Below are 23,566 nucleotides of genomic sequence, written 5' to 3'. Positions count from 1 at the left end.
TCTCGTGCCTCAGATCATGTAATGGATAAGGTCGAAGAGCGAGGGTTTCGCTCCATCGCTGCTGTTGAACTGCTTCTGAATCGCCCCGTCCTTGACGACGATGATGGTGTGCGACAGGCCGATCGCCTCTTCCAGCGTGTCGGCCACCAGCACGATACCCACCCCGGCATCCGACATGTCGCGGATCATGTCGTAGACGTCTTCCTTGGCGCCGATGTCGAGGCCGCGGGTCGGATGGTCCAGAAGCATGATGTCGGACCCGCCCGAGCGCCATTTGGCCAGAACCACCTTCTGCTGGTTGCCGCCCGACAGGTTGCCGCAATCGGCCAGTTCGGAGCTTGCCTTGATCGACAGCTTGGCGATCCATTCCTTGGCCAGGGCCCGCTCGCCCGCGATGCGCAGGACGCCGGCGCTGGAATGTTTGCCCATCTGCGACAGTGTCATGTTCTCGTAGACATTCATGCCCGCGACGATGCCCTCGATCTTGCGTTCGCGCGGGACATAGCCCACGCCGCGTTCGACAGCGCCCTTCGGCGTGAGGGGGGCGGTGGGCTGGCCCTTGATGATCACCTTGCCGCGCACCGGGGTCAGCATGCCGTAGATGGTGCGCAGGATCGCCTCGCGGCCGGAACCTTCGGTGCCCACAAGGCACAGGACCTCGCCGGCATGGAGCGTCAGGTTGATGTTGCGGACCCGGCCGGGCAGATCGACCTTGTCGAGCGTCACCAGTTCCTTGCCCGCATCATAGGGCTTCTGGCGCTGCTCGCGGTAATATTCCTTGTCGACGTTGCGGCCGACCATCTTGTGCTGGATCTGCTCGACCGTCTTCTCGCCGCGCGCCACCACATCGACCACGGCGCCATCCTTCATCACATAGATCCGGTCGGAGAGTTCCATCACCTCGTCCATCCGGTGGCTGACGAAGATGAACGAGGCCCGCGTGGTCAGCTCGCGCACCAGTTTGAACAGAAGCTGCACCTCCTCCTTGGCGAGAACCGAGGTCGGCTCGTCCAGAAGGATCACGAGGTTGCCCTTCACCCGCTCTTCCAGCGTCAGCACCTTGGCCAGTTCCACCAGCTGACGCTGCGCAAAGGACAGATCGGCGGTGACCATGGCGGGGTCGATGTCCAGCTTGACCTTGGCCAGCTGCGCCTTGGCGGCCTCGGCCATGGCCTTCCAGTTGATCACGCCGAAGCGGACGAACTGCGCCTCGTAGCCGAGGAAGATGTTTTCCATGATGGTCAGGTTGGCGATCAGGGATTGCTCCTGAAACACCATGCCGATGCCCTGCTCCATCGCGGCGCGCGGGTTGGCAAAGCGCACCGCCTTGCCGTCGATCGTCACCTGGCCGCCATCGGGCTGATAGGCGCCGTAGATCACCTTCATCAGGGTCGATTTCCCGGCGCCGTTCTCGCCGACCAGACCGACGATCTCGCCCCGGTTCACCTGGAAATCCACCGCCTTGAGGGCATGGACGCCGGGGAATTTCTTGTCGACTTTCTTCAGCTCGTACATCGCAAGCCCCCTATTTCACGACCTGGATGGAGCGCCGGTCGGTGGACAGGACGACCGCCACGATGACCAGAATGCCCAGCATCCCGTCCTGGATGAAATCCGGCAGGCCGATCACCACCATGCCGTTGTTGATGACGCTGACGATCAGCACGCCGACCAGCGCGTTCCAGACGCCGCCGGTGCCGCCCCAGAGCGCCACGCCGCCGACCACCACCGAGGTGATCGAGATGAACATGAAATTGGCACCGCTGACCGATTCCGCCTGGCCGATCTTGCCGACCGCCAGAATGGCCGCGATGGCGTAATAGGCGCCCGCCAGGGCATAGGCCATGACCCGCACCCGGCGGACGTTCACGCCCGAGGCATGGGCCAGCTCCTCGCCGCCGCCGACGGCATAGAAGTTGCGGCCCAGCGTGGTGTAGGACTGGATGAAAGCGCCGACCAGCAGGAAGAAGACCGCGACATAGACCATGATCGGAAAGCCGAAATAGCGCACCGTCAGCAGGCCGCGGAACATCTCGTCATTGACTTTAACGATATTGCCGCCGGTCAGAAGGATCGCAGCCCCGGTGCCGACGAAACCCATCGCAAGGCTGGCCATGAAGGAGGGGATGCGCAGCCGGACATGGATCATCCCGTTGATCCAGCCGAAAGCCGCGCCGAAAAGCACGATCAAGGGCAGGGCCATCCAGCCCCAGCTGTCCAGCGTGCCGCCGAGATAGCGGAAGAGGAAGGCGAAGATCACCGCGCTGAGGGAGATCGCCCCCTCCATCGACAGGTCGATCGAGCCCATGATGATGATGAAGGTGACCCCGATCGCCACCATCAGCGCGGGCGAGGAGGTGATCGCGATGCGGGCGAAGTTGCGCAGCGAGAAGAAGGCCGGATTGATCGCCGTGAAGAAGACGACGAGAACCAGCAGCACCAGAAGCGGCGCCCATTTCAGTAGTGTCTTTCGTGAGTTGTGCTGCGTCACGCCGTCGCCCCCCTGCCTGACTTGCGGCCTCTTGCGCCGCAAAAATGGGAGGGCGAGCCAAAGCAGGCCCGCCCCCGTCTGGATGATCTTACTTGTAGACGATGCCGCCGGCCGACAGGCCCCAGAGGTCGTTCCAGTCATAGACCGGGGTCGCATCCATGTACTTGGCCTTGAAGGCCACCGCATCGTCATGGGTCACCACGATCGAGGGGCCGTAGAACTCGCGGTGTTCGTTGGGCTCCTCGGAAGGCTTGAAGGTGCCGATGGCCGCGTGATGCGCCAGGGCGAGCGCAATGCCGCCACCCCAGTAGGGGTTGGTGAAGACCGTGGCCAGAAGGGAGCCGTCGATGACCATCTGAACGGCTTCCGGGTTGCCGTCGAAGGCCACGATCGGCACGCCGGTGATGCCCTCGGCCTTGAAGGCCTCGACCACACCGTAGGCCATGTTGTCATTGGCGCAGTGCACGCCGGTGATCTTGTCGCCATAACGGGTGATGAAGGAGGCCATCAGCTCGGTGGCCTTCTGCGTATCCCAGTCGGCGGCCTGCACGTCCAGCAGCTCGATATCGGGGAAGTCCTTCAGCGCGTTCTTCAGCCCCTGCAGACGCTCGATCGCCGGGATATTGGCCGGGATGCCGCCGAGGTGGACGACGCCGCCCTTGCCGCCCATCGCCTTGAACAGCACGCGCGCCGCTTCTTCCGAAGGCTTTTCGCCCGACCAGCTGAGGTGGGCCACATAATTGTCGCCGATATCCCAGGGGTGCAGATCGTCGGTCTTGTTCCAGATCGTGGTGACATAGCCGCCAGCCGCCTTCACGGCCTCGGCCACCGGGCGGGCGTTCGGGCTGTCGTTCGGGTCGCAGGCGATGGCGCAATTGCCGCTGTTCTTGGCCAGGAAGGACTTGATATCGGCCAGGGATTTCTCGGACGAGCCCTCGTTGATCAGGCTGGTCATGTCCTCTTTCTTCTTGCCGAGGCTTTCGACAAAGGTCTCGCCGCCCGACACGATGGCGTTCCAGTAGGCCGAGGCGCGATCACGATAGCTCCAGGCCAGGGCCGGGTCGGTGGCCGCAAAGGCCGCGCCGCCGCCAAACGCCGAAGGCAGTGCCATGGCGCCCAGGCCCGACGCCGAAGCCAGCAGGAAGTTGCGGCGGTTGATCGTCTCTTTTTCGATGAAATCCTTGATGAAAGTAGACATAGGTTCCTCCCCTTTTCCACATCATGCCACCTTGGGTGGCGGGTTACGCGGCGGTTGACGCGCTCAAGCCCACCTTGAGTCGCAGCTTGAGCAGGTCGTGTTCCTGATCACCTAACGCACTAACTGGTTACTTTCTTGGATTGCCATGAGTCAAGTCTTTTCAGCGTCATTTCCGGCGCGGTTTTCGCAGGAAGCACTTTGACGAGGGCCGCCCGCTCTGTGTAAGACTGGTGCAACCGCCACTCCCTTGGCGCCGGAGGACATGACTGTGACGACAGAGGCCGACCCTACCAGCTCCCCCGGCGGGTCCGCCGCCAAGCCCCGCGTCCGCGACGCCGAGGCGACCAAGGCGCGCATCCTCGATGCCGCCAAGAAGGAATTCGCCAAAAGCGGGATGGGCGGTGCGCGGGTCGATGTGATCGCCGAGAAGGCCAAGGCCAACAAGCGGATGATCTACCACTACTTCGGCAGCAAGGAGGGCCTGTTCCAGACCGTGCTGGAAAACGCCTATGTCGACATCCGCTCGGCCGAACAGAAACTGAACCTCGACCATCTGGAACCGAAGGAGGCGCTGGAACGGCTGGTGCGCTTCACCTGGAGTTACTACCTCAAGAACCCCGAATTCATCACCCTGGTGAACAGCGAGAACCTGCACCGCGCCAAGCACCTGAAACGGTCCGAGGTGGTGAAGGTCTACAGCCGCAAGTTCGTGTCGATGATGGAAAATATCCTGCAGCGCGGCGCGGTGGCGGGCGTGTTCCGCGACGGCATCGACCCGGTGCAGATGAACATCACCGTGGCCGCGATCGGTTATTATTACCTGACCAACCGCTACACCGGCTCGATCGTCTTCGAACGCGACCTGATGACGAAAGAGGCGCTGGAAGAGCGCCTGCAGTTCAACATCGACACGATCATGCGGCTGGTTGCGGCCTGAGGTCAGGCCTGCGAGGTCAGCCCGCAGGCCTCCAGCGCGGTCTGGGCGCAGGCGATATCCTCGACATCCTGCGCGCCCGACACGCCGATCCCGCCGATCACCTTGCCGGCATGAAAGATCGGCAGGCCGCCGCCCCAGACCAGCAGCCGCGCCCGGTTGGCCAGGCCCAGGCGCAGGCTGGGCGAGCCGTCCATCCGCTCGAAAAACCCCGCGGTGCTGCGGCGCATCGTGGCGGCGGTAAAGGCCTTGTCGGCGGCAAATTCCGCGATCGGCGGGGTGACCTCGTCCATCCGCCAGGCGGCGAGGGTGGCACCCGCGGGGTCCACCACGCAGACCGCCACCTTCCAGCCGTTGGCAGCCGCTTGGCCGACGGCGGCCTGCACCAGTTGCATCGCCGTAGCCGAGGCCAGAACCGGGGTCATCACGATCATCGTCATTCCTTTCAGAGAAGCGTCCAGTCCAGCACGATGAAGGGCGCGGCGATCTTGCGGGCCGCGATATCGGCATAAAGTTGCGCCGGATCGCCGGGGCTTGCGCGGTGCATTAGCCCTTCCAGCGGAATCCGTCCCTCTGCCAGCCAGTCCAGCGCGCGGGCAAAGCCGCCGAGGATGCTGTGGGGGGCATTGTTGTAACCCTCCAGAAGCTCCTCCCAGAGGAAATCGCGGCCGAGGATCGGCAGCTCCCACTCCCAGCCCGACCGCAGGGTGATCAGGTTGAAGAAGACCGCCCGCATCACCTCATGCGCGGAATGGTCGGTCAGCTTGCGCCAGGGCACGCCGACCAGCACCGCCTCGCCGCCCCGACGCAGCATCTGGCAGCCGGCGAGAACGGCGCCCTCGTGGCCCGAACAATCGACCAGCAGCGCAACCCTGCCCTTGAGGGCACCGTCTTCCAGCGGCATCTCGGCGCGGCAGTCGGCGATGCCGCTGGCCATGATCTGGCTGCGGCGCAAAGGGTCGGGGTCGACCACGGTGACGCGGAAGCCCGCCAGCCGGAACTGATGCGCCGCAAGGAAGCCGACCGGGCCCGCGCCGCAGACCAGAACGGCATCGCCGGCGCGCGCCGTGGTCGTCATCAGCGTCGTCATCGACACGCCCATCAGCCGGGCGATCACCGCGACATCCGGGGCAAGCCCCTCGGGCACCGGCAGGGTGAAGGCGGCCCGGTGGGTCTGGGTCGACCGGTGCAGGCCCATCGCAAAGCGCCGGTCGCCCGGTGTGATGCCCGCGACGCCCTCGCCCACCTCCTCCACCGTGAAAACAGCGGCATAGCCGGGGCGCACCGGGAAGGTGTCGCCATTGGCCCAGCCCAGTTCGGTGCCCTGGCTGATCAGCGTGAACTCGGTCCGGCCACGGATTTCCCCGGCCTGCAGCGGTGCGTCCTGACAGGGGTCGAGCCGGAAGGTCTGCCGCGCCGGGATGATGATTTCAACGGGCATCGCACACCTAACCGTTCAGCGCCGGGGACCATTGCGCAAGCCCGCCGTCCCTTTCATGGCCAAGCGGGCCATCCATGCTGACAATCTCCAGATACTGGCCCCAGGGGCTGCGCAGATAGCACCAGGTCAGGCCCGCCATCGGCCCCGCATCGACATAATTCGGCCCGTCGAGCACATCGACCCCGGCAGCCCGCAGCCGCGTCGCGGCCTCATGCGCATCGTCGACCTGAAAGGCCAGGTGAAAGCCGCCCGGCTGGCTGTTGCGCTTCAGGTCCGCGGTCGGGTCGGGGTCGCCCGAGTAGCTGAAGATCTCAAGATTGCTGCCATTGCCGAGGCGGAGCACCTTGATATCCTCGATCCGGCAGTTGCCCGGCACGCCAAGCCGGTGCTGCATATAGGCATCGTCGACATCGACCAGCCCGGTGGACAGCACCGTCACGCCGCCGAACACCTCCTCGAAGAACCGGACGGCCTGATCCATGTCCGGCACGGTGAACCCGACATGCTGCATTCCGTAGACCTTCATGCTGTCTTCCTCCCGATGGGCCTGCGGCAGGGAATCGTCGCCGCACCCTTCGCGCAAGTATGTAACTAGTTGGTTATATACTCATGCGACGGAGGACCAATTCCTGTCAACAGGAATTGGCACCGCGCGGGGGTCGCGGCCTGATCTGTCCTGATCCGAAGTTTCGCGCCCGGCCCGACCGGCTCAGTCGAGGTGGAAGACCTCTTCCATCGCGGCCCACCATTCGCCCTCGGCCCGGGTGTCCAGCGGCACCTGCATCGGGCCGCAGAGCTTCCACCTCTCCTGCGTCACGGGATCGGCGGCGATGGCGGCGCTGTCGGCGGCGAAATCGCTGCCGTGGTATTCCCAATAGCCGAACATCACATTCTCGGGCTGGCGCAGAAAGATCGAGTAGTTGCGGATGTTTGACGCCGAGATCCGCGCCAGAACCTGCGGCCAGACTTCGGCATGCAGCGCCCTGTATTCCGCCATATTCTCGGGCCGCAGCCCGATCATCATTGCCATGCGTTGCATCACATCACCGCCCCGATCTGCCATGGAACAAACTCTGCCCCGCCAAAGCCCAGATCCTCGGACCGGCTTTTCGCGCCCGAGGCGACCGCCAGGAACATCTCGAAGATCTCGCGGCCCTTCTTCTCCAGCGTCACGCCATCGAGGATGTCGCCGGTGTTGATATCCATATCATCCTGAAGGCGCTGGTACATCTCGGTGTTGGTGGCGATCTTGATGCAGGGCACGGGCTTGTAGCCCGAGACCGAGCCGCGCCCGGTGGTGAACACGATCAGATTGGCGCCAGAGGCGACCTGCCCCGTGACAGAACAGGGGTCGTAGCCCGGGCTGTCCATGAAGACAAAGCCTTTGCGGTCAATCGGTTCGGCGTAAAGATAGACGCCCTCCAAAGGCGCCGTGCCGCCCTTGGCCACCGCCCCCAGCGACTTTTCCAGGATCGTGGTCAGCCCCCCCTTCTTGTTGCCGGGCGAGGGGTTGTTGTTCAGCTCGCCCTTGTTGCGGGCGCAGTAATCCTCCCACCAGCGGATGCGGTCGATCAGCTTTTCCCCCACCTCGGCCGAGCGGGCGCGGCGGGTCAGAAGATGCTCGGCGCCGTAGATCTCGGAGGTTTCCGACAGGATCGTCGTGCCGCCCTGCGCCACCAGAAGGTCAGAGGCCACCCCAAGCGCGGGGTTCGCCGTGATGCCCGAATAGCCATCCGACCCGCCACATTGCATGCCCACCACCAGCTCGCTGGCGGGGATCGGTTCGCGGGTGCAGGTGTCGGCCACCTGCGCCAATTCCCGCAAGGCCTCGACCCCGCGTTCAACGGTGCGCTTGGTGCCGCCGCTTTCCTGGATCGTCATATGCAGGAATTGCCCATCGGCCCGCAGGCGCGCCTTGCCGACCAGGGCCGGAATCTGCATCACCTCGCAGCCCAGCCCCACCAGAAGGATGCCGGCGAAATTCGGGTTCCTGGCATAGCCTTGCAGGGTGCGGAACAGCGTGAGGTAGCCCTCGTTGTCCCCCGACATGCCGCAGCCCGAGCCATGGGCGATCGGCACGATGCCATCGACATTCTTCAGGGCCTTGAACCAGTCGGTCTGCTCGGCCGCCTCGGCGATGAAGCGGGCGACCGAGCCCGAACAGTTGACCGAGGTCAGCACGCCGAGAAAATTCCGCGTCCCGGCTTTGCCATCGGCCCGGCGATAACCCATGAAGGTGCGGGGCGCGTCAGGGGCCGCGACCTCGCGCAGGCTTTGGCCGATGGCGTAATCGGCGCTGTGGTCGGACATCCCAAGGTTCTGCACATGGATATGCTCGCCCGCCGCGATGGCGCGGGTGGCCTGGCCGATGATCTGGCCATAGCGGCGGACCTGGGCGCCCGGCGCCAGATCATGCAGCGCCACCTTGTGGCCGCGCGGCACCGGCGTGCTCAAAGTGACAGGGCCAAGCGCATGGCCCGCCGGCAGATCGGCGAGGGCAATGGCCACATCGTCGCCCTCGGTCAGGATGATGTGATCGGGCCGCATCTCAGACCCCCGCCAGGGCGCGGTCCAGATGGACATAGCCGCCATCGACGAACAGCCACTGGCCCGTCAGATGCAGGGCGCGCTGCGACAGGGCAAAGACGGCCATGGCGGCGATCTCGTGATCTTCGGTCATGCGCTGGCCCAGGGGGATGCGCTGGGTGATCTCGGCCAGCTTGGCATCGGGATCCTCGAAGGTGTTGATCCAGCGGGCGTAAAGCGGGGTCATCACCTCGGCCGGCAGGATGGCATTGACGCGCACACCGTCTTTCAGGAAAGCCGCCGCCCATTCCCGCGTCAGGCCCAGCTGCGCCGCCTTGGCCGCGACATAGGCCGAGGTATTGCCCTGCCCCGTCACCGCCGTCTTGGACGAGATGTTGACGACAGCGCCCTTTTCGGCGCGCAGATCGTCGGCCAGAAGATGCACCATCGTGTAATAATGGATGAGGTTGACGTTGAGCGAGGCGCGAAAGGCCTCGGGCCCCGCGGCAAGGTCGATGCCGTCATTGACGCCGGCATTGTTGACCAGGCCGTAAACCCGGCCATGCCGGGCCTGGATCTGGGCGACACCGGCGCGAACCTGATCATCCTGGGACAATTCCGCCTGCACGAAATCGGCGCCAGAGGCTGCGAACCAGGCTTCCTCCGGCAAGCGGCGTGCCAGAACCACGACGCGGGCCCCCTCTTTCACCAGATCGCGCGTGATGGCGCCGCCGATGCCGGCCCCGCCGCCGGTGACCACCACAAGCTTGCCCGTCAGCCCAAGATCCATCTTCCGTCCCTTTCATGAGAATGTCGGCCCCCTCGCAGGAGCCGACCTTTTGCTGCACCGCCCGGGATCAGTCGTAAAGCACGGCGGCGATTTCCGGCGCGTCCATGTTCGACTTGTCCCACCAGGCAAAGCCCGAGTCGATGACCTTGGGCAGGGTCTCGCCCTTGACCGCGGCAATGGCGGCCTTGACGGTCTCGTATCCCATGCCGACCGGGCTTTGGGTGATGGCGCCGGCCATGATGCCGTCCATCACCGCCTGCTTCTGCGCCTTGCCGGAGTCGTAACCGATGACCACGACGCCCTGGGTCTTGGTTTCCTTGATCGCATTGACGACGCCGATGGCCGAACCCTCATTGGCCCCGAAGAAGCCCTTCAGGTCGGGATTGGCGGTCAGGATCGCCTTGGCGATCTCGGTCGAGGCCAGTTGGTCTCCGCCGCCATACTGGATATCGACGATCTCGATATCGGGGTATTTGGCCTTGACCTGATTGACGAAACCATCCCGACGGTCGATGCCGGTGCGCGAGGTCTGGTCGTGGACGACCAAGGCGACCTTGCCCTTGCCGCCGATCAGTTCCGCCATCTTGTCAGCCGCAAGACCGGCCGCCGCGACGTTGTTGGTGGTCACGGTCGTCACCGGAATGTCATTGTCCACACCGGAGTCGAAGGCCACGACCGGAATCCCGGCCTCTTGCGCCTGCTTCAGAAGTGGCGTCGCGGCTTGGGTGTCGAGGGCTGCAAAGCCGATGGCTTTCGGCTTCTTGGCGAGTGCTGCCGACAGCATGTCGATCTGCTTGTCGACCATGGTTTCATTGTCCGGGCCTTCGAAGGTCACTTCGACGCCAAACTCGGCGGCGGCCTTGTCGGCACCGGCCTTCACGGCCTGCCAGAACTGGTGCTGAAACCCCTTGGAAATCAGCGGGATATACATCTTCTCGTCGCCCCAGGCGATGGTGACCGAGCCCATCAGGCTGGCCGCACCGATCGAGCCGAGCATTGCGCGTCTTGTCAGCATTCTTTCCTCCTTGACCGGCGGAAGGCCGGGTTTTTGGTTGCAAGTCTCCGGGGCGTGGGCCGCCCTCTTTGCGTTGAATTCCGTGATCTCAGGCCCTGCGTGCCCGGCGCATCATGTCGGCATAGACGGCGGCGATGATGATGAGGCCGGTGACCACGGTCTGCCATTCCTGCGCCACCGACAGGATGCGCAGCCCGTTCAACAGAACCGACATGATCAAGGCCCCGATGATCGTGCCAAGGATCGAGCCCCGCCCCCCGGCCAGCGAGGTGCCGCCGATCACCACCGCGGCAATCGCGTCCAGCTCATAGCCCTGCCCCAGCGCCGGCTGGGCCGAGTTGAGGCGCGAGGCGATGATCAGCCCCGCCAGCCCGCAGATCGCGCCCGACAGGCTGTAGACCGTGATCTTCCAGAAATCGGTATTCACCCCCGACAGCCGCGCCGCTTCCTCGTTCGACCCCAGCGCGAAGGTATATCGCCCCAGAACCGTGCGGTTCAGCACATAGGCCGCCACGACCGCCAGCACGAAGAGGATCAGCACCCCGTTCGGCACCGGCAAGGCCGGGATCAGGCTGCCGATCAAGGAGCCGGTGGAGATTTCGGGGAAGGAGGGCGTGTCGTTGAAATAGATCGGCTTGGTGCCAGAGATGACCAGCGACATGCCCTTCAGGATCAGCATCATCCCCAAGGTGGCGATAAAGGGCGGAATCCGCATCTTGGCGATCAGCGTGCCCGAGATGCAGCCGCAGGCCGCCCCGGTCGCCAGTGCCGCCAGGATGCCGAAGGGCAAGGGCAAGCCCCAATAGGTCAGCACGACCCCCGCGATCACCGCCGAAAAGGTCATCAGCGTGCCGACCGACAGATCGATGCCGCCAGTGATGATCACCAGCGTCGCCGCCACCGCCAGCACCCCGTTGACCGAGGTCGCCTGCAGGATGCCGATGACATTGGCGGTTTGCAGGAATTTGTCCGAGGCCAACGAGAAGAAGATCAGCAGGATGATCAGGCTGGCAAAGGCCAGAAGCTTTTGCTGCATCCCCGAGCGGGACTTCTTCGCCCCCGGCGTTGCGGTTGTTGCGGTCATGCGGCTTTCCCCCCGTTGCTCACCGGGCGATTGGTCGCCAGATGCATGATCTGTTCCTGACTTGTCCCCGGACCGCCGGGCAGGATGCCGGTCAACCGGCCCTCGCACATCACGGCGATGCGGTGCGACAGGCGCATCACCTCGGGCAGTTCCGAGGAGATGACGATGATCGCCTTGCCCTCTTCGGCCAGGCTTTGCAGCAGCCGGTAGATCTCGGCCTTGGCGCCCACGTCGATGCCGCGGGTGGGCTCGTCGAAGATCAGGATGTCGCAGTCGCGCAAAAGCCATTTGGCCAGCACGATCTTTTGCTGATTGCCCCCCGACAAAAGCCGCGCCTCTTGCCGTTCCGAAGGCGTGCGGATCGAGAGAGAGGCCACGAAATCCCGCGCCGTCTTGCCCAGGGCGCCGTCATCGACCACGCCGAAGAACCGGCGAAAGCGTTTGAGGTTGGGCAGCGCGATATTGTCGCGCACATCCAGACCCAGAGCCAGGCCCAGATGCTTGCGATCCTCGGACAGATAGCCGATGCCGGCCTCGACCGCGTCCAAGGGCGTGGTGATCCTGACCGGCTGGCCATGCACCAGAACCTCGCCGGAATCGCGGCGGTCGGCGCCAAAGATCAGGCGGGCGACTTCGGTCCGCCCGGCCCCCATCAGGCCGGCAAAGCCAAGGATTTCCCCGGCTTTCACATCGAAGCTGACGTCCTGCACCGCGCGGCCCCGGCAAAGGCCGCGCACCTCCAGCGCCACGGGGGCGGCGGAAAGGTCGGGGATATCGACCGTGGCGCCATCCAGCTCGCGCCCGACCATCATCGAGATGATGGTGCCGATCGGCGTTTCGGCCGCCCCCACCGTGCTGACATAGGTGCCGTCGCGCATCACGGTGACGCGGTCGGCGATGCGTTTGATCTCGTCCATCTTGTGGCTGATGTAGACGATCCCCACGCCTTCGGATTTCAGCCGGGCGATGATGGCGAAAAGCTCGCCCACCTCGCGGTCGTTCAGGGCGGCGGTGGGTTCGTCCATGATCAGGATGCGCGAGCGGAAGGAGAGCGCCTTGGCGATCTCCACCATCTGCTGCTTGGCCACCGACAGATCGCGCACCTCGGCGCGCGGATCGATGTCGACCTTCATGCCGGCAAAGATCTCGGCGGCGGCGCGGTTCAGGGCGGTCTCGTCCAGGCGGCCAAAGCTTTTGCGCGGCTCGCGCCCGATGAAGATGTTCTGCGCCACGGTCAGATCGTTCATCAGGGCCAGTTCCTGATGGATCATCCCGATGCCAAGGCGTTGGGCCGCGGCCGGGTTGGGCAGGCGCACCTCCGCCCCGTTCAGCCGGATCACGCCGCCATCGGGCTGATAGACGCCCGACATGATCTTCATCAGGGTGGATTTGCCGGCGCCATTCTCGCCCATCAGGGCATGGACCTCACCGGCCCGCAGGTCAAATCCCACGCGTTTGAGGGCATGGACCCCGGGAAAGCGCTTGTCGATCTCTTCGAGGCGAATGAGGTCGGTCATAGCCCCGCCCCCAGCGCCACGATGGCCTTGATGATGCCGCCGCGGTCGGCCGCCAGCTCGCCGATCCGGCGCGGCAGGTCGGCCAGCGGCAGCACGGCGGAAATCAGCGCCGGGCCCGGCACGGCACCGGATTTCAGCGCCTCCATCACGGTGCGGAAATCCGGGCCCAAGGCGTTGCGGCTGCCGATCAGGCGCATCTCGCGCTTGTGAAACTCCGCGTCGTTGAAGGTCAGGTTGTCTTTGACCACCGAAACAAGGACATAGGTCCCGCCATGCGCGACATGGGCAAAGCCCGCCTCCATCGCGCGCGGATTGCCGGTGGCATCCATCACCACGTCAAAGCCATCCGCCGGCAGGTCATCGCCGGGGCGGTGAAGCTGGGTGAAGCCCAGACCTTTCGCCGCCGCCAGACGTTCGGGCGACAGGTCCATCAGATGCACCTCGGCCCCGGTCAGCCGGGCGAAAAGTGCGGCCCCCAGACCGATGGGTCCGGCCCCCGTCACCAGCACCCGATCCTGCGCCGTCATGTCCGCGCGGCGGACGGCATGGGCGCCGATGGCCAGAAACTCCACCATGGCGGCCTGCATCGGGTCGAGCCCCTCGGCGTCGTAAAGATTGCCGGCGGGCACCGCGATGCGGGCGCACATGCCGCCGTCACGGTGGACCCCCAGAACCCCGATGGCCATGCAGCAATTGGGCTTGCCGCGCTGGCAGGCATGGCAGGTACCGCAGGCGACATAGGGGTTGATCACCACCAGCTGGCCCTTGGCAAAGCCATGCGCCGCCTCTGTCACATGGCCCGACAGTTCATGGCCGATGACGCGGGGATATTGCAGATAGGGGTGCTTGCCCTCGTGGATATGGTAATCGGTGCCGCACAGCCCCGCCGCCGCCAGATCGACCAGCACCCATCCCTCGGGCGCGCTTTGCGGCAGCGGGCGCACGACCAGCTCGAACCGGCCCGGCTCCACACTCACTCCGCACAGCATGGTTTCGGCTGCGTCCTGCATTCTGGCTCCCCTCCCCGGGATATGGTTTTTATGATTAAAGACAGACTTGGGCGTCGGCAATTGTTTTTAATTATTCCAATCAAAAAACAATGTCAGAGCAGAGCGGCCCGAAGCCTCGGTTGCTGGCCGCCAAGACCCAAGTCCTTGGCCCAGTTCAGAAAAGCCCCGATCCGACGCTCCAGCTTCTCGGCATGGTTCTGGGCGATGTCGGAGAGGCGGTGATCCAGATAGGGATTGGCAAAACGGTCGAGCGTGGCCGCGACATAGGCGGGTGCCAAGTCATCGCCGGCGGCGGCGAAAACCGGCAGAACCTCGTCGCGGTAGAGGCTTTCCAAGGCGGCGCGCCAGTGGTCATCGGCCAGAAGCTCGCGCACATAATCCGCCCCGCCCCGGACCTGCCATTGCGAGACCATCCAGGTGTGGCCAAGGTTCAGGATGTACAGCTTGCGCCGCTCGATGGGCGCCAGCGAGGCCACGATCTGCACCGCCGGATGGGTGCAGGGGGCGATCAGGCCGGGACAATCCTCGATGGCCCACAGGGCATAGGGCTCTGCCACCGCCCCCGCAGGCTCGATCGGGGCCGAGACGATGCGGTCGACCAGCGAATTGACGAAGGTCACTTGAGTGGCGATCCAGTCCGCGAGGTCCGGCGAAGGGGCCAGCTCCAGCACGCGGGCGCGCAGCATCTCGCCATTGCGGGCGACGAGTTCGGTGGGCATCACCTGCACCGGCGCCCCACCGGCGGCAAAGCGGGCGGCCAGCAGATGGGCCAGCTTGGCGGGATAGGACATGGCCTGATCAAACACCGGCGACGCATCGGCGGGCTGCGGCACGAGGCCCTTTTCCGAGGTGTTCGACAGGATGATCCGCGCCTCCTCCGCCGCGATCCGGCAGATCTCGGGCCAATCGGTCGCGGTGCTGAGCGCCCGGCGGATCGAGGTGACGCGGGTCACCGCCTCCACCTTCCGGCCGGCCTCAAGCCCCTGGATCTGCACGGGAAACCCGCCTGGCGCCGCCAAAGCCGCCACCCGATGCGCCCGCCCGGCATCGCCCGAGGATTGCACCACGGTGATCGGCCCCAAGGCCTCGCCCCGCGCCAGCGCTTCGGAGAGGAACAGATCGGCATGGGCTTGCAGGAACCGGCTGGTGCCGAATTGCAGGATGGGCGTGATGGGCATGGGGAAACTCCTGCGGCAGGTTTTTTATCATAATGAACCGTAAGTCAAGCGGCTCTGTCAGCCCTTGCCACGGCGCAAGATGGCAGGAGGGGACGCTGGCCCCTGCCGGAGGCGGCAGGATCAGGCCCGCAAGGGCGCGACAGACGGGCGCCGTCGCGGACCCGTCCGGCTGTCACGGCATCGCGTGATCGCGCAGCGACTGCAGCAATGTCAGTTTCGAGGTCTTGAGGTGATCCTCCGCCGCCGCCAGCGCCGCCGCCTTGTCGCGCGCCTTCAAGGCCGCGATGATCCGAAGATGCTCGCCAATGGCCGCCTGGTTGCGCAGGCGTTCGTTCGTCTTGTCCCACTGGAAATGATAGTGGAAAATCAAGGCGATGATCTTCTGAAACTCCGCCGCAAAGCGGTTCTTCACCACCGAGCCGATGGTCGCATGAAAGGCCTCGTCCAACAGCGAGAAGTCGTGGAACCTTTCGTCGATCTCTGCGGCCAGCCGCAGATGGCGGGCCTCCAGATCCTCCAGCCGCGGCCAGATCGGGTGATCCGCGGGCAAGGCCACCAGATGGCTGACGGCGTTCAGTTCCAGCATCAGGCGGAACTCTGACAGCTCCACCGCAAACTCGCGGGTAAAGCCCAGAAGATCCCAGCCCCCCTTGCTGCGCCGCTGCACCAGCCCGAACCGGCTGAGCGAGGCGAGAAATTCCTGCAGCATATGCGGCGTCACCCGAAAACGCCGCGCCAGGTCTGCCACGTTCAAAGCGGTTCCCGGCACCACGTCAAAACGCAGGATCCAGTCGAGGAACTGACGCTCCAACTCATGCGCGCTGGGTTGTTCGGTCTGCAGGGCAAGGTGATCCTCCGGGCCAGGCCGCCGGATCAGCGTCTTCTGCCGCCCCTGCCACGCGATGATCTTCTCGGCGTCCAGCCGCTCCAGCGCGGCGCGGATCACGGTGCGGCTGACGTCCAGACGCTCGGAAAGGGCAAGCTCCGCCGGCAGGTGATCCCCCGGCTGCATGGCCTGACAGATGCCAAGCAAGGCATTGAAAGCCTCGCGAAACCGCTCGTCCGTCCGTGCCATGCTGCGCAGCAATCCTCTGAAGGGTCAGCGCCATTCCATCCGCTGCGACAGAAAATTGCAAGCGTTGCCCAGTTGCATACGGATGCGACAATGTGTCGGAAGAAGCGGCCGGTGGCTTCCGCTTTGGGTCCTGTCATCCGCGAGGGTGTAGCAGAAGTCGTGCATTCCACCCTTCCCGCCCCCTTATCCCCATACCAGACCCCCGGCGTCGAGTTGCGCACGAAAAATATGCGCAGCACCGGTCGCGGGCAGGTTCGGCATAACCCAAACTTGATTTCTCAAGACAACCGTGTGAGCGTTTCCTGACGATGAACCTATTACACCTGCCGCACCGACGGGATATTTGTAATGATTTCAATCAAGATTGAAGATCTGGTCTGCAAATCCCTGATCAAGTTGGCCGAGTCTGAATCGCCGGATCGGGTCATAACAATAGCGCGCCCCGAAGATGCACTGCCGATCTCGGTGGTTCGTGTTGATAACGTTCTCTACATTCTTGATATGAGGGCCCCGATCGTTGATAAAGTCATGCCGTCAGAGTCCATTCTGAACGCCTGGCATCTTGATTTCGAGAGGAACAGGAATTTTCTGGGCCTCGCTGACGCCTATCGGGAACCCTTCGATTACGCCGAGGTGAACGAAGAAGTCTGCATCATCTCCAATCTTTACTCCGGGAACTTTTTTCATTGGATCACTGAAGAGGCGATAAGGATCCTGCTCATGGAACGGGCCGGCTTCACAGGGCGCTATGTGATGCGGGGCGCGTTCGTGATGGAATGCATGGAATTGCTGGGTATTCCGCGAGAGCGCATCATGCATGCGCCAACGACGCCCACCATGTTCCGCTGCGGATGGTTCGCAACGCCCATTTGCGCCGAGGACATCCTGAAATATCCGGATCTCTTCCTCGAACTGCGGGAAAAATTCCTCACCACAGCAAAACTGACCAATAAAAGCTTGGGTGACCGGCTTTGGATTGACCGCGACGACAAGAATACGGTGAATCATGGCCGCGAACTGATCAACAAGGAAGAAGTTTATCCGCTTCTCGAACGGTACGGCTTCAAGATCCTCGATATGGCGCAACTTCCCGTCGCCGGCCAGATCGCGGCCGCCTCGGGGGCCTCTGTCATCGGAGGCACGCATGGCGCGGGATTCCTGCATGTGTTTTTCATGGAGCCGCGGTCGCGCGTGGTAGAATGCTTCACTCCAAACCTGATCAATTGCGGCATCATAGGTGTGTGCAGATTGCTCAGGCATCGCTATTCCATGGTGGTGCCAAACAACGCTTACGGTGCCTATCCATATGGGATGCAACTGAAATTGGACTGTGCGCAACTCGAATTGATCCTGCAGGGGCTCGACTGAAGACGTCCTGGGCCAGCACATGGCGAGGTTCTGCCACCTGAAACCCGGGCAACCCCAGCCGCCCTGACTGGGTCTCCGCACCGCATCTGAACGGTCGCGAGAGTTTTGAAAACGACAGTTCCGTCAATTTGAATAATGCTGCTTTCGTCATCCGCCCGCTCAGAGGCGCGTGCAGGCTCGGCAGGTGATCTCCTGCCGGATGGCGCACTTCTGGCACTCGCTGACCTAGTCGTTGTCACGTTGCAGCCGTTCCCTGGACGGCAAGCGTCCGATCCGCCCTGGACAACTACCAGGGGATGCGATCACGGCCCCCTGCCCAGCGCCCTACAAACCTGAGGCTGATCGCGCGGCCCAAGCACGCCGCAGATGCGAAAGGGAGGCCCATAACTGCCCGAACCAGTGTCCCGCCTTGCAAGTCGCAAGAAGATCAAGCTTGCGCGGCTCAAAATGATGGTATTAGTATAACACCGTAATACAGTAATCCGGCGCGGGGAGATTCTCCCGCTCTACGCCACCAGGGAGGAACAGCATGTCGGACGCCGCCACAGTCGCATCAGTCAAGGCAAACCCACCGCCGCCCGTCAGGACCGGCCTTTTCATCGCGGGCCAGTGGCAGGCGACGCAGGCCAGCTTTGACGTGACCAATCCGGCCGACGGCACGGTCATCGCCGCGGTGTCCAACGCCAATGCCGATGACGCCACCCGCGCGCTGGATGCGGCGGTGGCGGCGCAGGGCGCCTGGCGCGCCATGGCCCCGCGGGCGCGGGCGGGTCTGATGCACGCGGCCCATGCCCTGATGCTGCAGCGCGAAGAGCTGATCGTGCGCACCATGACGCTGGAAAGCGGCAAGCCGCTGACCGAGTCGCGGGCGGAGTTCAAGCTTTCCGCTGACTTCTTCCAATGGTTCGCCGAGCAGGTCGCCCATGTGCACGGCACCTATGCCTCAAGCTCGCATGGCGGCTTCCGCGTGGTGGTCGGACATGCGCCGGTCGGCCCAAGCTTCCTGATCACGCCGTGGAACTTCCCGCTCCTGATGATCGTGCGCAAGGCCGGGGCCGCACTGGCCGCGGGCTGCACCGTGGTCTGCAAGAGCGCGCAGGAAACCCCGCTGACCTGCGCCGCCTTCGTGCAAGTGCTTGAGGATGCAGGATTTCCGCCCGGCGTGGTGAACCTGTTGCACACCACGACCTCCTCTGCCCTGTCCGACCGGCTGCTGGCCGACCCGCGCCTGCGCAAGGTCAGCTTCACCGGGTCGACCGGGGTCGGCAGCATCCTTCTGAAGCTTGCGGCGGAGAACATCATCAACAGCTCGATGGAGCTGGGCGGCGACGGTCCCTTTATCGTGCTGGATGATGCCGATGTCGACCTCGCCGTCGATCAGGCGATCATCTGCAAGTTCCGCAACGCGGGCCAGGCCTGTGTGGCCGCCAACCGGATCATCGTCGATCGCAAGGTCGAGGGCGAGTTCACCGCGAAATTCGTCGAGAAGGTCGCCCGCCTGACCGTCGGCAATGGGATGGAGGCGGTGGATGTCGGCCCGATGATCTCGGCCAAGCAGCGCGACCGGCTTTATGACACGATCAACGACCTGAAACAGGCCGGGGGTCAGGTGCTGACCGGGGGCCGCGCCTTGCAGCGCCCGGGCTATTTCTTCGAACCGACCGTGGTGCGCTTTGACGGGCCCAATGCGGTGATCTGCAACCGCGAGCTTTTCGCCCCGGTGGCGGCGGTCTTTCCGGTGGACAGCGCCGCCGCGGCGCTGGAATTTGCCAATGACACGAAGTTCGGTTTGGCCTCCTATGTCTTCACGCGGGACGTCACCCGCGCGATGGCGTTTGGCGAAAGGCTGGAGTTTGGCATGGTTGGCATCAACCGCGGCATCATGGCCGACCCGGCGGCGCCCTTCGGCGGCACCAAGGCCTCGGGCCTCGGGCGCGAGGCGGGGCAGGACGGGATCTATGAATTCCTCGAGAAGAAATACATGGCGCTGACCGTCGCCGAACCGAAGGAGGCCTTGGTATGAGCATGGAAAACCGCCTCGGCCTTGGCCTGGTGCGCCAGCCGCGCAGCGTGCTGTTCGGGCCGGGGCAAAGGCGGCAGTTGGGCCGGATCGCGGCGGGGGTGGCCAGACATGCGCTGATCGTCACCGACGAGCGGATGGCCACCACGCCCGAGTTCAAGGCGATGCAGGCCGATGTCGAGGCTTCGGGTGTCAAAGTCTCGCTCTATGACCGCGCTCTGCCCGACCTGCCCCGATCGAACATCGTCGAGGCGGTGGGGCTTTTCGCCGGCAAGGGGATCGAGGCGGTGATCGGCATCGGCGGCGGGTCCTGTCTGGACCTTGCCAAGGCGGTGGCGGCGGTTCTGGCCAATGGCGGCGACGTGCGCGACTTCTTCGGCGAGTTCAAGGTGCCCAAACCCGCCTTGCCGATCCTGACCGTGCCCACCACCGGCGGCACCGGGGCCGAGGTCACCAGCCTCGCCATCGTCTTTGACGATGAAAAGCAGATGAAGATGGCGATTGCCGATGCCAATATCGAACCCTTCGCCGCGATCATCGACCCGGAACTGACCTTGACCTGCCCGCCCGGCCTGACCGCGGCCACGGCAGCCGATGCGCTGTCGCATCTGGTGGAGGCTTTCACCGCCCGCCCGAAGAACCCCTCGCCGGACCAGATCGCCAGCCAGATCTATGTCGGCAAGAACCGCATCACCGACATGTTCTGCGCCGAGGGGCTGCGGCTGATGAACGGCGCGCTGGCCCGGGTGCTACAAAGCCCCTCGGACCTTGCGGCGCGTTCGGATGTGATGTTTGCCGCCTATTGCGCCGGCATGGCGATCAACACGACCGGGACGGCGGCGGCCCATGCGATCCAAAGCCCGATGGCTGCGATCGGCCATACGCCGCATGGCATCGGCGTGGGGGCGCTGCTGCCTTACGTCATGCGCTTCAACCTGCCGCATGCAGAGGCCGAATTTGCCGCGATGGGGCGGATTCTCGGCGTGGCGGGGCCGGATCTGCCGCAGGCTCTGGCCGCCAAGGCCGCCATCGAGCGGATCGACGCCATTCTGGCCGCCGCAGGCGTGCCCGCCGATATCGCCGCCATCGGCATCGCGCCGTCGCATTTCGCGCAGATCGCGGCCTCCTCGGTGCTGGCCACAAGGCTTGTCCTGAACAACCCCGCCCCGATGACGCCCGAAACGGTGACCGCGGTCCTGACCCGCGCCCATGCCGGGGATCGCGGCTGGTGGGAATGAGATGACGTCTCCCTGTCGACTGGGGGGTGTCGGGGCCTGACGCCCGATACCCCCCGCCTTTTCGCCAGGAAGACCTTCGGCACCGGGAGAGACGGGGTGCCGCGCAACTGCAACGACAGACACCGGACCCGCCCCCGCGCGGCCGGATCGAGGGAGGAAGATCATGTCGGCCACGTTTCAGAAGACCCAGAACGCCGGGTGGTACCGGTTCCGCATCGGCGATTTCGAATGCACCGCAGTCTGGGATGGCTATATCCACCACAGCTACGAGGGGATTTTCCCCAATGCCGACCCGGCCGAGATGCTGGCGCTGAAGCAGAAATACCGGCTGCCGCTGGACCATATCCCGATGGACCTCAACCCCGTCGTGGTGAACACCGGCGACAAGCTGTTCCTGATCGACGCCGGCATGGGCCAGACCGTGCAATGGTTCGGGCCGGCGATGGGGCGGCTTCTGGAAAACCTCGCCGCCGCGGGCATAGCGCCCGAGGATATCGACGCGGTGCTGATGACGCACCTGCACCCCGATCACGCCTATGGATTGATCCACCCCGACGGCAGCGCCGCCTTCCCCAAGGCCGAGGTCTATTGCACCGATGTCGACTGGGCCGAATGGACCAACCCTGAAAGCCTGAAGCTGAACAACTTCCGCGCCCCCTGGACCGGCGGCGTGCTGGACGCGGTCAAACCCTACGAGGGCAGGATCCGCACCTTTGCGGCCGGCGACACGCTCTTTCCCGGCGTCACCACCTTCACCGTTGCGGGCCATGCGGCGGGGATGTGCGCCTATATCTTTGAAAGTGCGGGCGAAAAGGTCGTCTTCACCGGCGATGTCGCGCATCATCAGATCTTCGACCCCTACCACCCCGAGTGGTTCTTCCACATGGATTACGACACCAGCCCCGAACAGGGCGCCACCGCCAAATCCGCGATCTTCGCCAAGGTCGTGGCCGAGAAGATCCGCTTTCACGGCTATCACTTCCCTTTCCCCGGCCTGGGCGACCTGACCGCCGAGCCGGATGGCACCTACCGCTTCCATGGCGAGGCTTTCACCCCGCGCCTGTAATGCAAAAGGGCGCCGAACCGCAGTTCGGCGCCCCTTTCCCCAAGCCACTCAGGTCAGCTCGCGACCTGAACATCCTTGTTCAGCTTGGCATATTCGACGATGGCCAGATCCCCGGCCAGAAGGATGTGATGCTCGCTGGCGGCCTGGGCGGCCACTGGGTCGCGGGCGATGGCGGCGGCGTTGATGATCGCCTCCAGCTCGGAGATCGAGGGTTCGATCCGGGCCGGGTCGACAAAGGCGAAGCGGCGGAAGATCGCGATGCGGGCGTGGATGGAGCGCAGGCTTTCCATCAGCACCTCGTTATGCGCCCCGGCCAGCAACTGGCGGTAGAAATCAGCCTTGATCTCCTCGCGGCTGTCGACATCGCCCTTGCGGTATTCGCGGTCCAGCCGGTCGCGCAGCTTGACGAGCGACTTGCACTGCTCGGGCGTGGCGTTCAGTGCGAAAAGCTTGCCGGCCAAGCCTTCGAGGGCGGCACGCACGACATAGATCGCGCGGATCTCGGCCTCGGTCAGGACGGTGACGATCGGGCCGGTGTTGGGCAGAACCCGGATCAGGCTTTCGGATTCCAGCTGGCGCAAAGCCTCGCGGATCACGGTGCGCGACACGCCCAGCGTATCGCAGAGCACATTTTCCACCAGGCGCTGGCCCGGGATCAGGTGGCCGTTCAGAATCTCTTCGCGAATATGCTTGACGACCTGCTGGCGCAAAGGGGCCGCGGTGCGTTCGATCAGGGGCGGGCCTGCCATTACGAATCCTTTTCTTTCAACATCATGGGTCACAGCCTGTCGCCCGATGGAGCGGTGGCGGCCAGTTGATACGAATACGATATTACGACATTAGGACCAAAAGTCACCAGAACCAATGTCGCATACCGCCACGGCAGATTAGCCTACCGTCACCCCGCCGCAGACGAACAGCGTCTGCCCGGTGACAAAGCTGGCCCGCGGGTCGCAGAAGAAGGAGACCGCGTTGGAGACATCCTCCGGCGTGCCCATCCGCCCCATCGGGATCGCGGCGCGCAGCTTCTGGAAGCGCTCGGATTCCGGCGGGTTGTTGACCCAGAAGGCCGAAGTGGCGATGGGCCCGGGGGCCACGCAATTGACGGTGATATTGTCGCGCCCAAGCTCCAGCGCCCAGGTCCGCGCCATCGACTGCAAGGCGCCCTTGGTCGCCGAATAGATCGAGCGCGCCTCCTTGCCCAGCGTTACGCGCGAGGTGTTCATCACGATCCGCCCGCCGCCCTGCGCCCGCATGGTGGGCACGAGGGCCTTGGCAAAGACCAGCGCGGTGCGCACGTTCAGATGCATCAGCCTATCGAAATCGTCGAGGTTGATCTCGTCGAACAGCGCCGGGGCGACGATGCCCACATTGTTGACAAGGCAGGTCACCGGATGGGCGGCGGCGATGCCTGCGGCAGCTTCCGCCGCCGCGGTGGCATCCGACAGATCGGCCAGAATGGCATCGGCGCGCAAGGATTCGACCTCGGGCACTTCGCGGTCCACCACGATGACACGGTAGCCATCCTGTTGAAGCCGCAGCGAAATCGCCTGCCCGATGTTGCGGGCGCCCCCGGTCACGACGGCATGAGGTTGCGTCACGATATGTTCCTTAT

The 23,566-nt window shown here is 64.3% G+C and carries 22 protein-coding genes; 5 read left to right on the top strand and 17 right to left on the bottom strand.

Translation table 11 applies throughout. The features are described from left to right. Positions 1 to 9: 9 nt before the first annotated feature. The 3 genes from AC1DZT_RS02610 to AC1DZT_RS02600 form a co-directional block, all read right to left on the bottom strand. Positions 10 to 1,515, bottom strand: coding sequence for a sugar ABC transporter ATP-binding protein (locus AC1DZT_RS02610; RefSeq protein WP_478005029.1), 1,506 nt, complete (start codon positions 1,513 to 1,515; stop codon positions 10 to 12). A 10-nt stretch (positions 1,516 to 1,525) separates the two neighbouring features. Beyond that, positions 1,526 to 2,491, bottom strand: a complete 966-nt coding sequence (locus AC1DZT_RS02605; protein WP_478005028.1) for an ABC transporter permease — start codon at positions 2,489 to 2,491, stop codon at positions 1,526 to 1,528. A gap of 88 nt (positions 2,492 to 2,579) precedes the next feature. Continuing rightward, positions 2,580 to 3,689 carry a sugar ABC transporter substrate-binding protein gene (locus tag AC1DZT_RS02600; protein ID WP_478005027.1) on the bottom strand — a complete coding sequence of 370 codons (1,110 nt, stop codon included), beginning with the start codon at positions 3,687 to 3,689 and terminating at the stop codon, positions 2,580 to 2,582. A 262-nt stretch (positions 3,690 to 3,951) separates the two neighbouring features. On the opposite strand from AC1DZT_RS02600, the gene AC1DZT_RS02595 reads away from it, so the two are divergent. After that, on the top strand, positions 3,952 to 4,626 hold the full coding sequence (locus AC1DZT_RS02595; protein WP_478005026.1) for a TetR/AcrR family transcriptional regulator: 675 nt from the start codon (positions 3,952 to 3,954) through the stop codon (positions 4,624 to 4,626). Between the two features lie 2 nt (positions 4,627 to 4,628). On the opposite strand, the gene AC1DZT_RS02590 is transcribed toward AC1DZT_RS02595, so the two are convergent. The 12 genes from AC1DZT_RS02590 to AC1DZT_RS02535 form a co-directional block, all read right to left on the bottom strand. After that, positions 4,629 to 5,057: a GlcG/HbpS family heme-binding protein gene (locus AC1DZT_RS02590; RefSeq protein WP_478005025.1), complete on the bottom strand. Its 429-nt coding sequence runs from the start codon at positions 5,055 to 5,057 to the stop codon at positions 4,629 to 4,631. An 11-nt stretch (positions 5,058 to 5,068) separates the two neighbouring features. Beyond that, positions 5,069 to 6,064 carry an MDR/zinc-dependent alcohol dehydrogenase-like family protein gene (locus tag AC1DZT_RS02585; RefSeq protein ID WP_478005024.1) on the bottom strand — a complete coding sequence of 332 codons (996 nt, stop codon included), beginning with the start codon at positions 6,062 to 6,064 and terminating at the stop codon, positions 5,069 to 5,071. Between the two features lie 7 nt (positions 6,065 to 6,071). After that, positions 6,072 to 6,590, bottom strand: a complete 519-nt coding sequence (locus AC1DZT_RS02580; protein WP_478005023.1) for a VOC family protein — start codon at positions 6,588 to 6,590, stop codon at positions 6,072 to 6,074. Positions 6,591 to 6,773: 183 nt separating this feature from the next. Further along, entirely contained in the window at positions 6,774 to 7,103 is a 330-nt protein-coding gene (locus AC1DZT_RS02575; protein WP_478005022.1) for an L-rhamnose mutarotase, read from the bottom strand. After that, positions 7,103 to 8,611 carry a UxaA family hydrolase gene (locus tag AC1DZT_RS02570; protein WP_478005021.1) on the bottom strand — a complete coding sequence of 503 codons (1,509 nt, stop codon included), beginning with the start codon at positions 8,609 to 8,611 and terminating at the stop codon, positions 7,103 to 7,105. The genes AC1DZT_RS02575 and AC1DZT_RS02570 overlap by 1 nt, the downstream gene beginning before the upstream one ends. Position 8,612: 1 nt before the next feature. After that, positions 8,613 to 9,380 carry an L-fucose dehydrogenase gene (locus AC1DZT_RS02565; RefSeq protein WP_478005020.1) on the bottom strand — a complete coding sequence of 256 codons (768 nt, stop codon included), beginning with the start codon at positions 9,378 to 9,380 and terminating at the stop codon, positions 8,613 to 8,615. A 67-nt stretch (positions 9,381 to 9,447) separates the two neighbouring features. Beyond that, on the bottom strand, positions 9,448 to 10,395 hold the full coding sequence (locus AC1DZT_RS02560) for a substrate-binding domain-containing protein (protein ID WP_478005019.1): 948 nt from the start codon (positions 10,393 to 10,395) through the stop codon (positions 9,448 to 9,450). A gap of 88 nt (positions 10,396 to 10,483) precedes the next feature. Continuing rightward, positions 10,484 to 11,479: an ABC transporter permease gene (locus AC1DZT_RS02555; RefSeq protein ID WP_478005018.1), complete on the bottom strand. Its 996-nt coding sequence runs from the start codon at positions 11,477 to 11,479 to the stop codon at positions 10,484 to 10,486. Continuing rightward, positions 11,476 to 12,996, bottom strand: a complete 1,521-nt coding sequence (locus AC1DZT_RS02550; protein ID WP_478005017.1) for a sugar ABC transporter ATP-binding protein — start codon at positions 12,994 to 12,996, stop codon at positions 11,476 to 11,478. The genes AC1DZT_RS02555 and AC1DZT_RS02550 overlap by 4 nt, the downstream gene beginning before the upstream one ends. Continuing rightward, on the bottom strand, positions 12,993 to 14,006 hold the full coding sequence (locus AC1DZT_RS02545; RefSeq protein ID WP_478005016.1) for a zinc-binding alcohol dehydrogenase family protein: 1,014 nt from the start codon (positions 14,004 to 14,006) through the stop codon (positions 12,993 to 12,995). Before AC1DZT_RS02545 ends, AC1DZT_RS02550 begins: the two co-directional genes overlap by 4 nt. A 92-nt stretch (positions 14,007 to 14,098) precedes the next feature. Beyond that, complete coding sequence (locus tag AC1DZT_RS02540) at positions 14,099 to 15,184, bottom strand: mannitol dehydrogenase family protein (RefSeq protein ID WP_478005015.1); 1,086 nt, start codon at positions 15,182 to 15,184, stop codon at positions 14,099 to 14,101. A 172-nt stretch (positions 15,185 to 15,356) separates the two neighbouring features. After that, positions 15,357 to 16,259, bottom strand: coding sequence for a GntR family transcriptional regulator (locus AC1DZT_RS02535; protein WP_478005014.1), 903 nt, complete (start codon positions 16,257 to 16,259; stop codon positions 15,357 to 15,359). A gap of 348 nt (positions 16,260 to 16,607) precedes the next feature. On the opposite strand from AC1DZT_RS02535, the gene AC1DZT_RS02530 reads away from it, so the two are divergent. The 4 genes from AC1DZT_RS02530 (at position 16,608) to AC1DZT_RS02515 (ending at position 21,951) form a co-directional block, all read left to right on the top strand. Beyond that, on the top strand, positions 16,608 to 17,627 hold the full coding sequence (locus tag AC1DZT_RS02530; RefSeq protein WP_478005013.1) for a glycosyltransferase family 61 protein: 1,020 nt from the start codon (positions 16,608 to 16,610) through the stop codon (positions 17,625 to 17,627). A 529-nt stretch (positions 17,628 to 18,156) separates the two neighbouring features. After that, positions 18,157 to 19,650, top strand: a complete 1,494-nt coding sequence (locus AC1DZT_RS02525; RefSeq protein ID WP_478005012.1) for an NAD-dependent succinate-semialdehyde dehydrogenase — start codon at positions 18,157 to 18,159, stop codon at positions 19,648 to 19,650. After that, a complete protein-coding gene (locus AC1DZT_RS02520) occupies positions 19,647 to 20,885 on the top strand; it encodes an iron-containing alcohol dehydrogenase (RefSeq protein WP_478005011.1) in 1,239 nt (412 codons plus the stop codon). The genes AC1DZT_RS02525 and AC1DZT_RS02520 overlap by 4 nt, the downstream gene beginning before the upstream one ends. Positions 20,886 to 21,048: 163 nt before the next feature. After that, on the top strand, positions 21,049 to 21,951 hold the full coding sequence (locus tag AC1DZT_RS02515) for an MBL fold metallo-hydrolase (RefSeq protein ID WP_478005010.1): 903 nt from the start codon (positions 21,049 to 21,051) through the stop codon (positions 21,949 to 21,951). Between the two features lie 53 nt (positions 21,952 to 22,004). Here the strand turns inward: AC1DZT_RS02515 and AC1DZT_RS02510 are convergent, their stop codons facing one another. Together AC1DZT_RS02510 and AC1DZT_RS02505 are read right to left on the bottom strand one after the other, a co-directional pair. After that, positions 22,005 to 22,700: a GntR family transcriptional regulator gene (locus AC1DZT_RS02510; RefSeq protein WP_478005009.1), complete on the bottom strand. Its 696-nt coding sequence runs from the start codon at positions 22,698 to 22,700 to the stop codon at positions 22,005 to 22,007. Between the two features lie 138 nt (positions 22,701 to 22,838). Beyond that, positions 22,839 to 23,552, bottom strand: a complete 714-nt coding sequence (locus AC1DZT_RS02505) for an SDR family NAD(P)-dependent oxidoreductase (RefSeq protein WP_478005008.1) — start codon at positions 23,550 to 23,552, stop codon at positions 22,839 to 22,841. Positions 23,553 to 23,566: the final 14 nt, after the last annotated feature.

This window comes from Rhodobacter sp. P1_C2, from assembly GCF_056406375.1.
This window is presented reverse-complemented; position numbering and strand designations above follow the sequence as displayed.

Excerpts from the sequence above, each read along its gene's own strand:
- AC1DZT_RS02600 (WP_478005027.1), bottom strand. The coding sequence starts at position 3,689 with ATGTCTACTTTCATCAAGGATTTCATCGAAAAAGAGACGATCAACCGC.
- AC1DZT_RS02570 (WP_478005021.1), bottom strand. The coding sequence starts at position 8,611 with ATGCGGCCCGATCACATCATCCTGACCGAGGGCGACGATGTGGCCATT.
- AC1DZT_RS02540 (WP_478005015.1), bottom strand. The coding sequence starts at position 15,184 with ATGCCCATCACGCCCATCCTGCAATTCGGCACCAGCCGGTTCCTGCAA.
- AC1DZT_RS02590 (WP_478005025.1), bottom strand. The coding sequence starts at position 5,057 with ATGATCGTGATGACCCCGGTTCTGGCCTCGGCTACGGCGATGCAACTG.
- AC1DZT_RS02530 (WP_478005013.1), top strand. The coding sequence starts at position 16,608 with ATGATTTCAATCAAGATTGAAGATCTGGTCTGCAAATCCCTGATCAAG.
- AC1DZT_RS02545 (WP_478005016.1), bottom strand. The coding sequence starts at position 14,006 with ATGCAGGACGCAGCCGAAACCATGCTGTGCGGAGTGAGTGTGGAGCCG.
- AC1DZT_RS02510 (WP_478005009.1), bottom strand. The coding sequence starts at position 22,700 with ATGGCAGGCCCGCCCCTGATCGAACGCACCGCGGCCCCTTTGCGCCAG.
- AC1DZT_RS02585 (WP_478005024.1), bottom strand. The coding sequence starts at position 6,064 with ATGCCCGTTGAAATCATCATCCCGGCGCGGCAGACCTTCCGGCTCGAC.
- AC1DZT_RS02550 (WP_478005017.1), bottom strand. The coding sequence starts at position 12,996 with ATGACCGACCTCATTCGCCTCGAAGAGATCGACAAGCGCTTTCCCGGG.
- AC1DZT_RS02515 (WP_478005010.1), top strand. The coding sequence starts at position 21,049 with ATGTCGGCCACGTTTCAGAAGACCCAGAACGCCGGGTGGTACCGGTTC.
- AC1DZT_RS02580 (WP_478005023.1), bottom strand. The coding sequence starts at position 6,590 with ATGAAGGTCTACGGAATGCAGCATGTCGGGTTCACCGTGCCGGACATG.
- AC1DZT_RS02560 (WP_478005019.1), bottom strand. The coding sequence starts at position 10,395 with ATGCTGACAAGACGCGCAATGCTCGGCTCGATCGGTGCGGCCAGCCTG.
- AC1DZT_RS02610 (WP_478005029.1), bottom strand. The coding sequence starts at position 1,515 with ATGTACGAGCTGAAGAAAGTCGACAAGAAATTCCCCGGCGTCCATGCC.
- AC1DZT_RS02595 (WP_478005026.1), top strand. The coding sequence starts at position 3,952 with ATGACTGTGACGACAGAGGCCGACCCTACCAGCTCCCCCGGCGGGTCC.
- AC1DZT_RS02565 (WP_478005020.1), bottom strand. The coding sequence starts at position 9,380 with ATGGATCTTGGGCTGACGGGCAAGCTTGTGGTGGTCACCGGCGGCGGG.
- AC1DZT_RS02555 (WP_478005018.1), bottom strand. The coding sequence starts at position 11,479 with ATGACCGCAACAACCGCAACGCCGGGGGCGAAGAAGTCCCGCTCGGGG.
- AC1DZT_RS02520 (WP_478005011.1), top strand. The coding sequence starts at position 19,647 with ATGAGCATGGAAAACCGCCTCGGCCTTGGCCTGGTGCGCCAGCCGCGC.
- AC1DZT_RS02575 (WP_478005022.1), bottom strand. The coding sequence starts at position 7,103 with ATGCAACGCATGGCAATGATGATCGGGCTGCGGCCCGAGAATATGGCG.
- AC1DZT_RS02525 (WP_478005012.1), top strand. The coding sequence starts at position 18,157 with ATGTCGGACGCCGCCACAGTCGCATCAGTCAAGGCAAACCCACCGCCG.
- AC1DZT_RS02535 (WP_478005014.1), bottom strand. The coding sequence starts at position 16,259 with ATGGCACGGACGGACGAGCGGTTTCGCGAGGCTTTCAATGCCTTGCTT.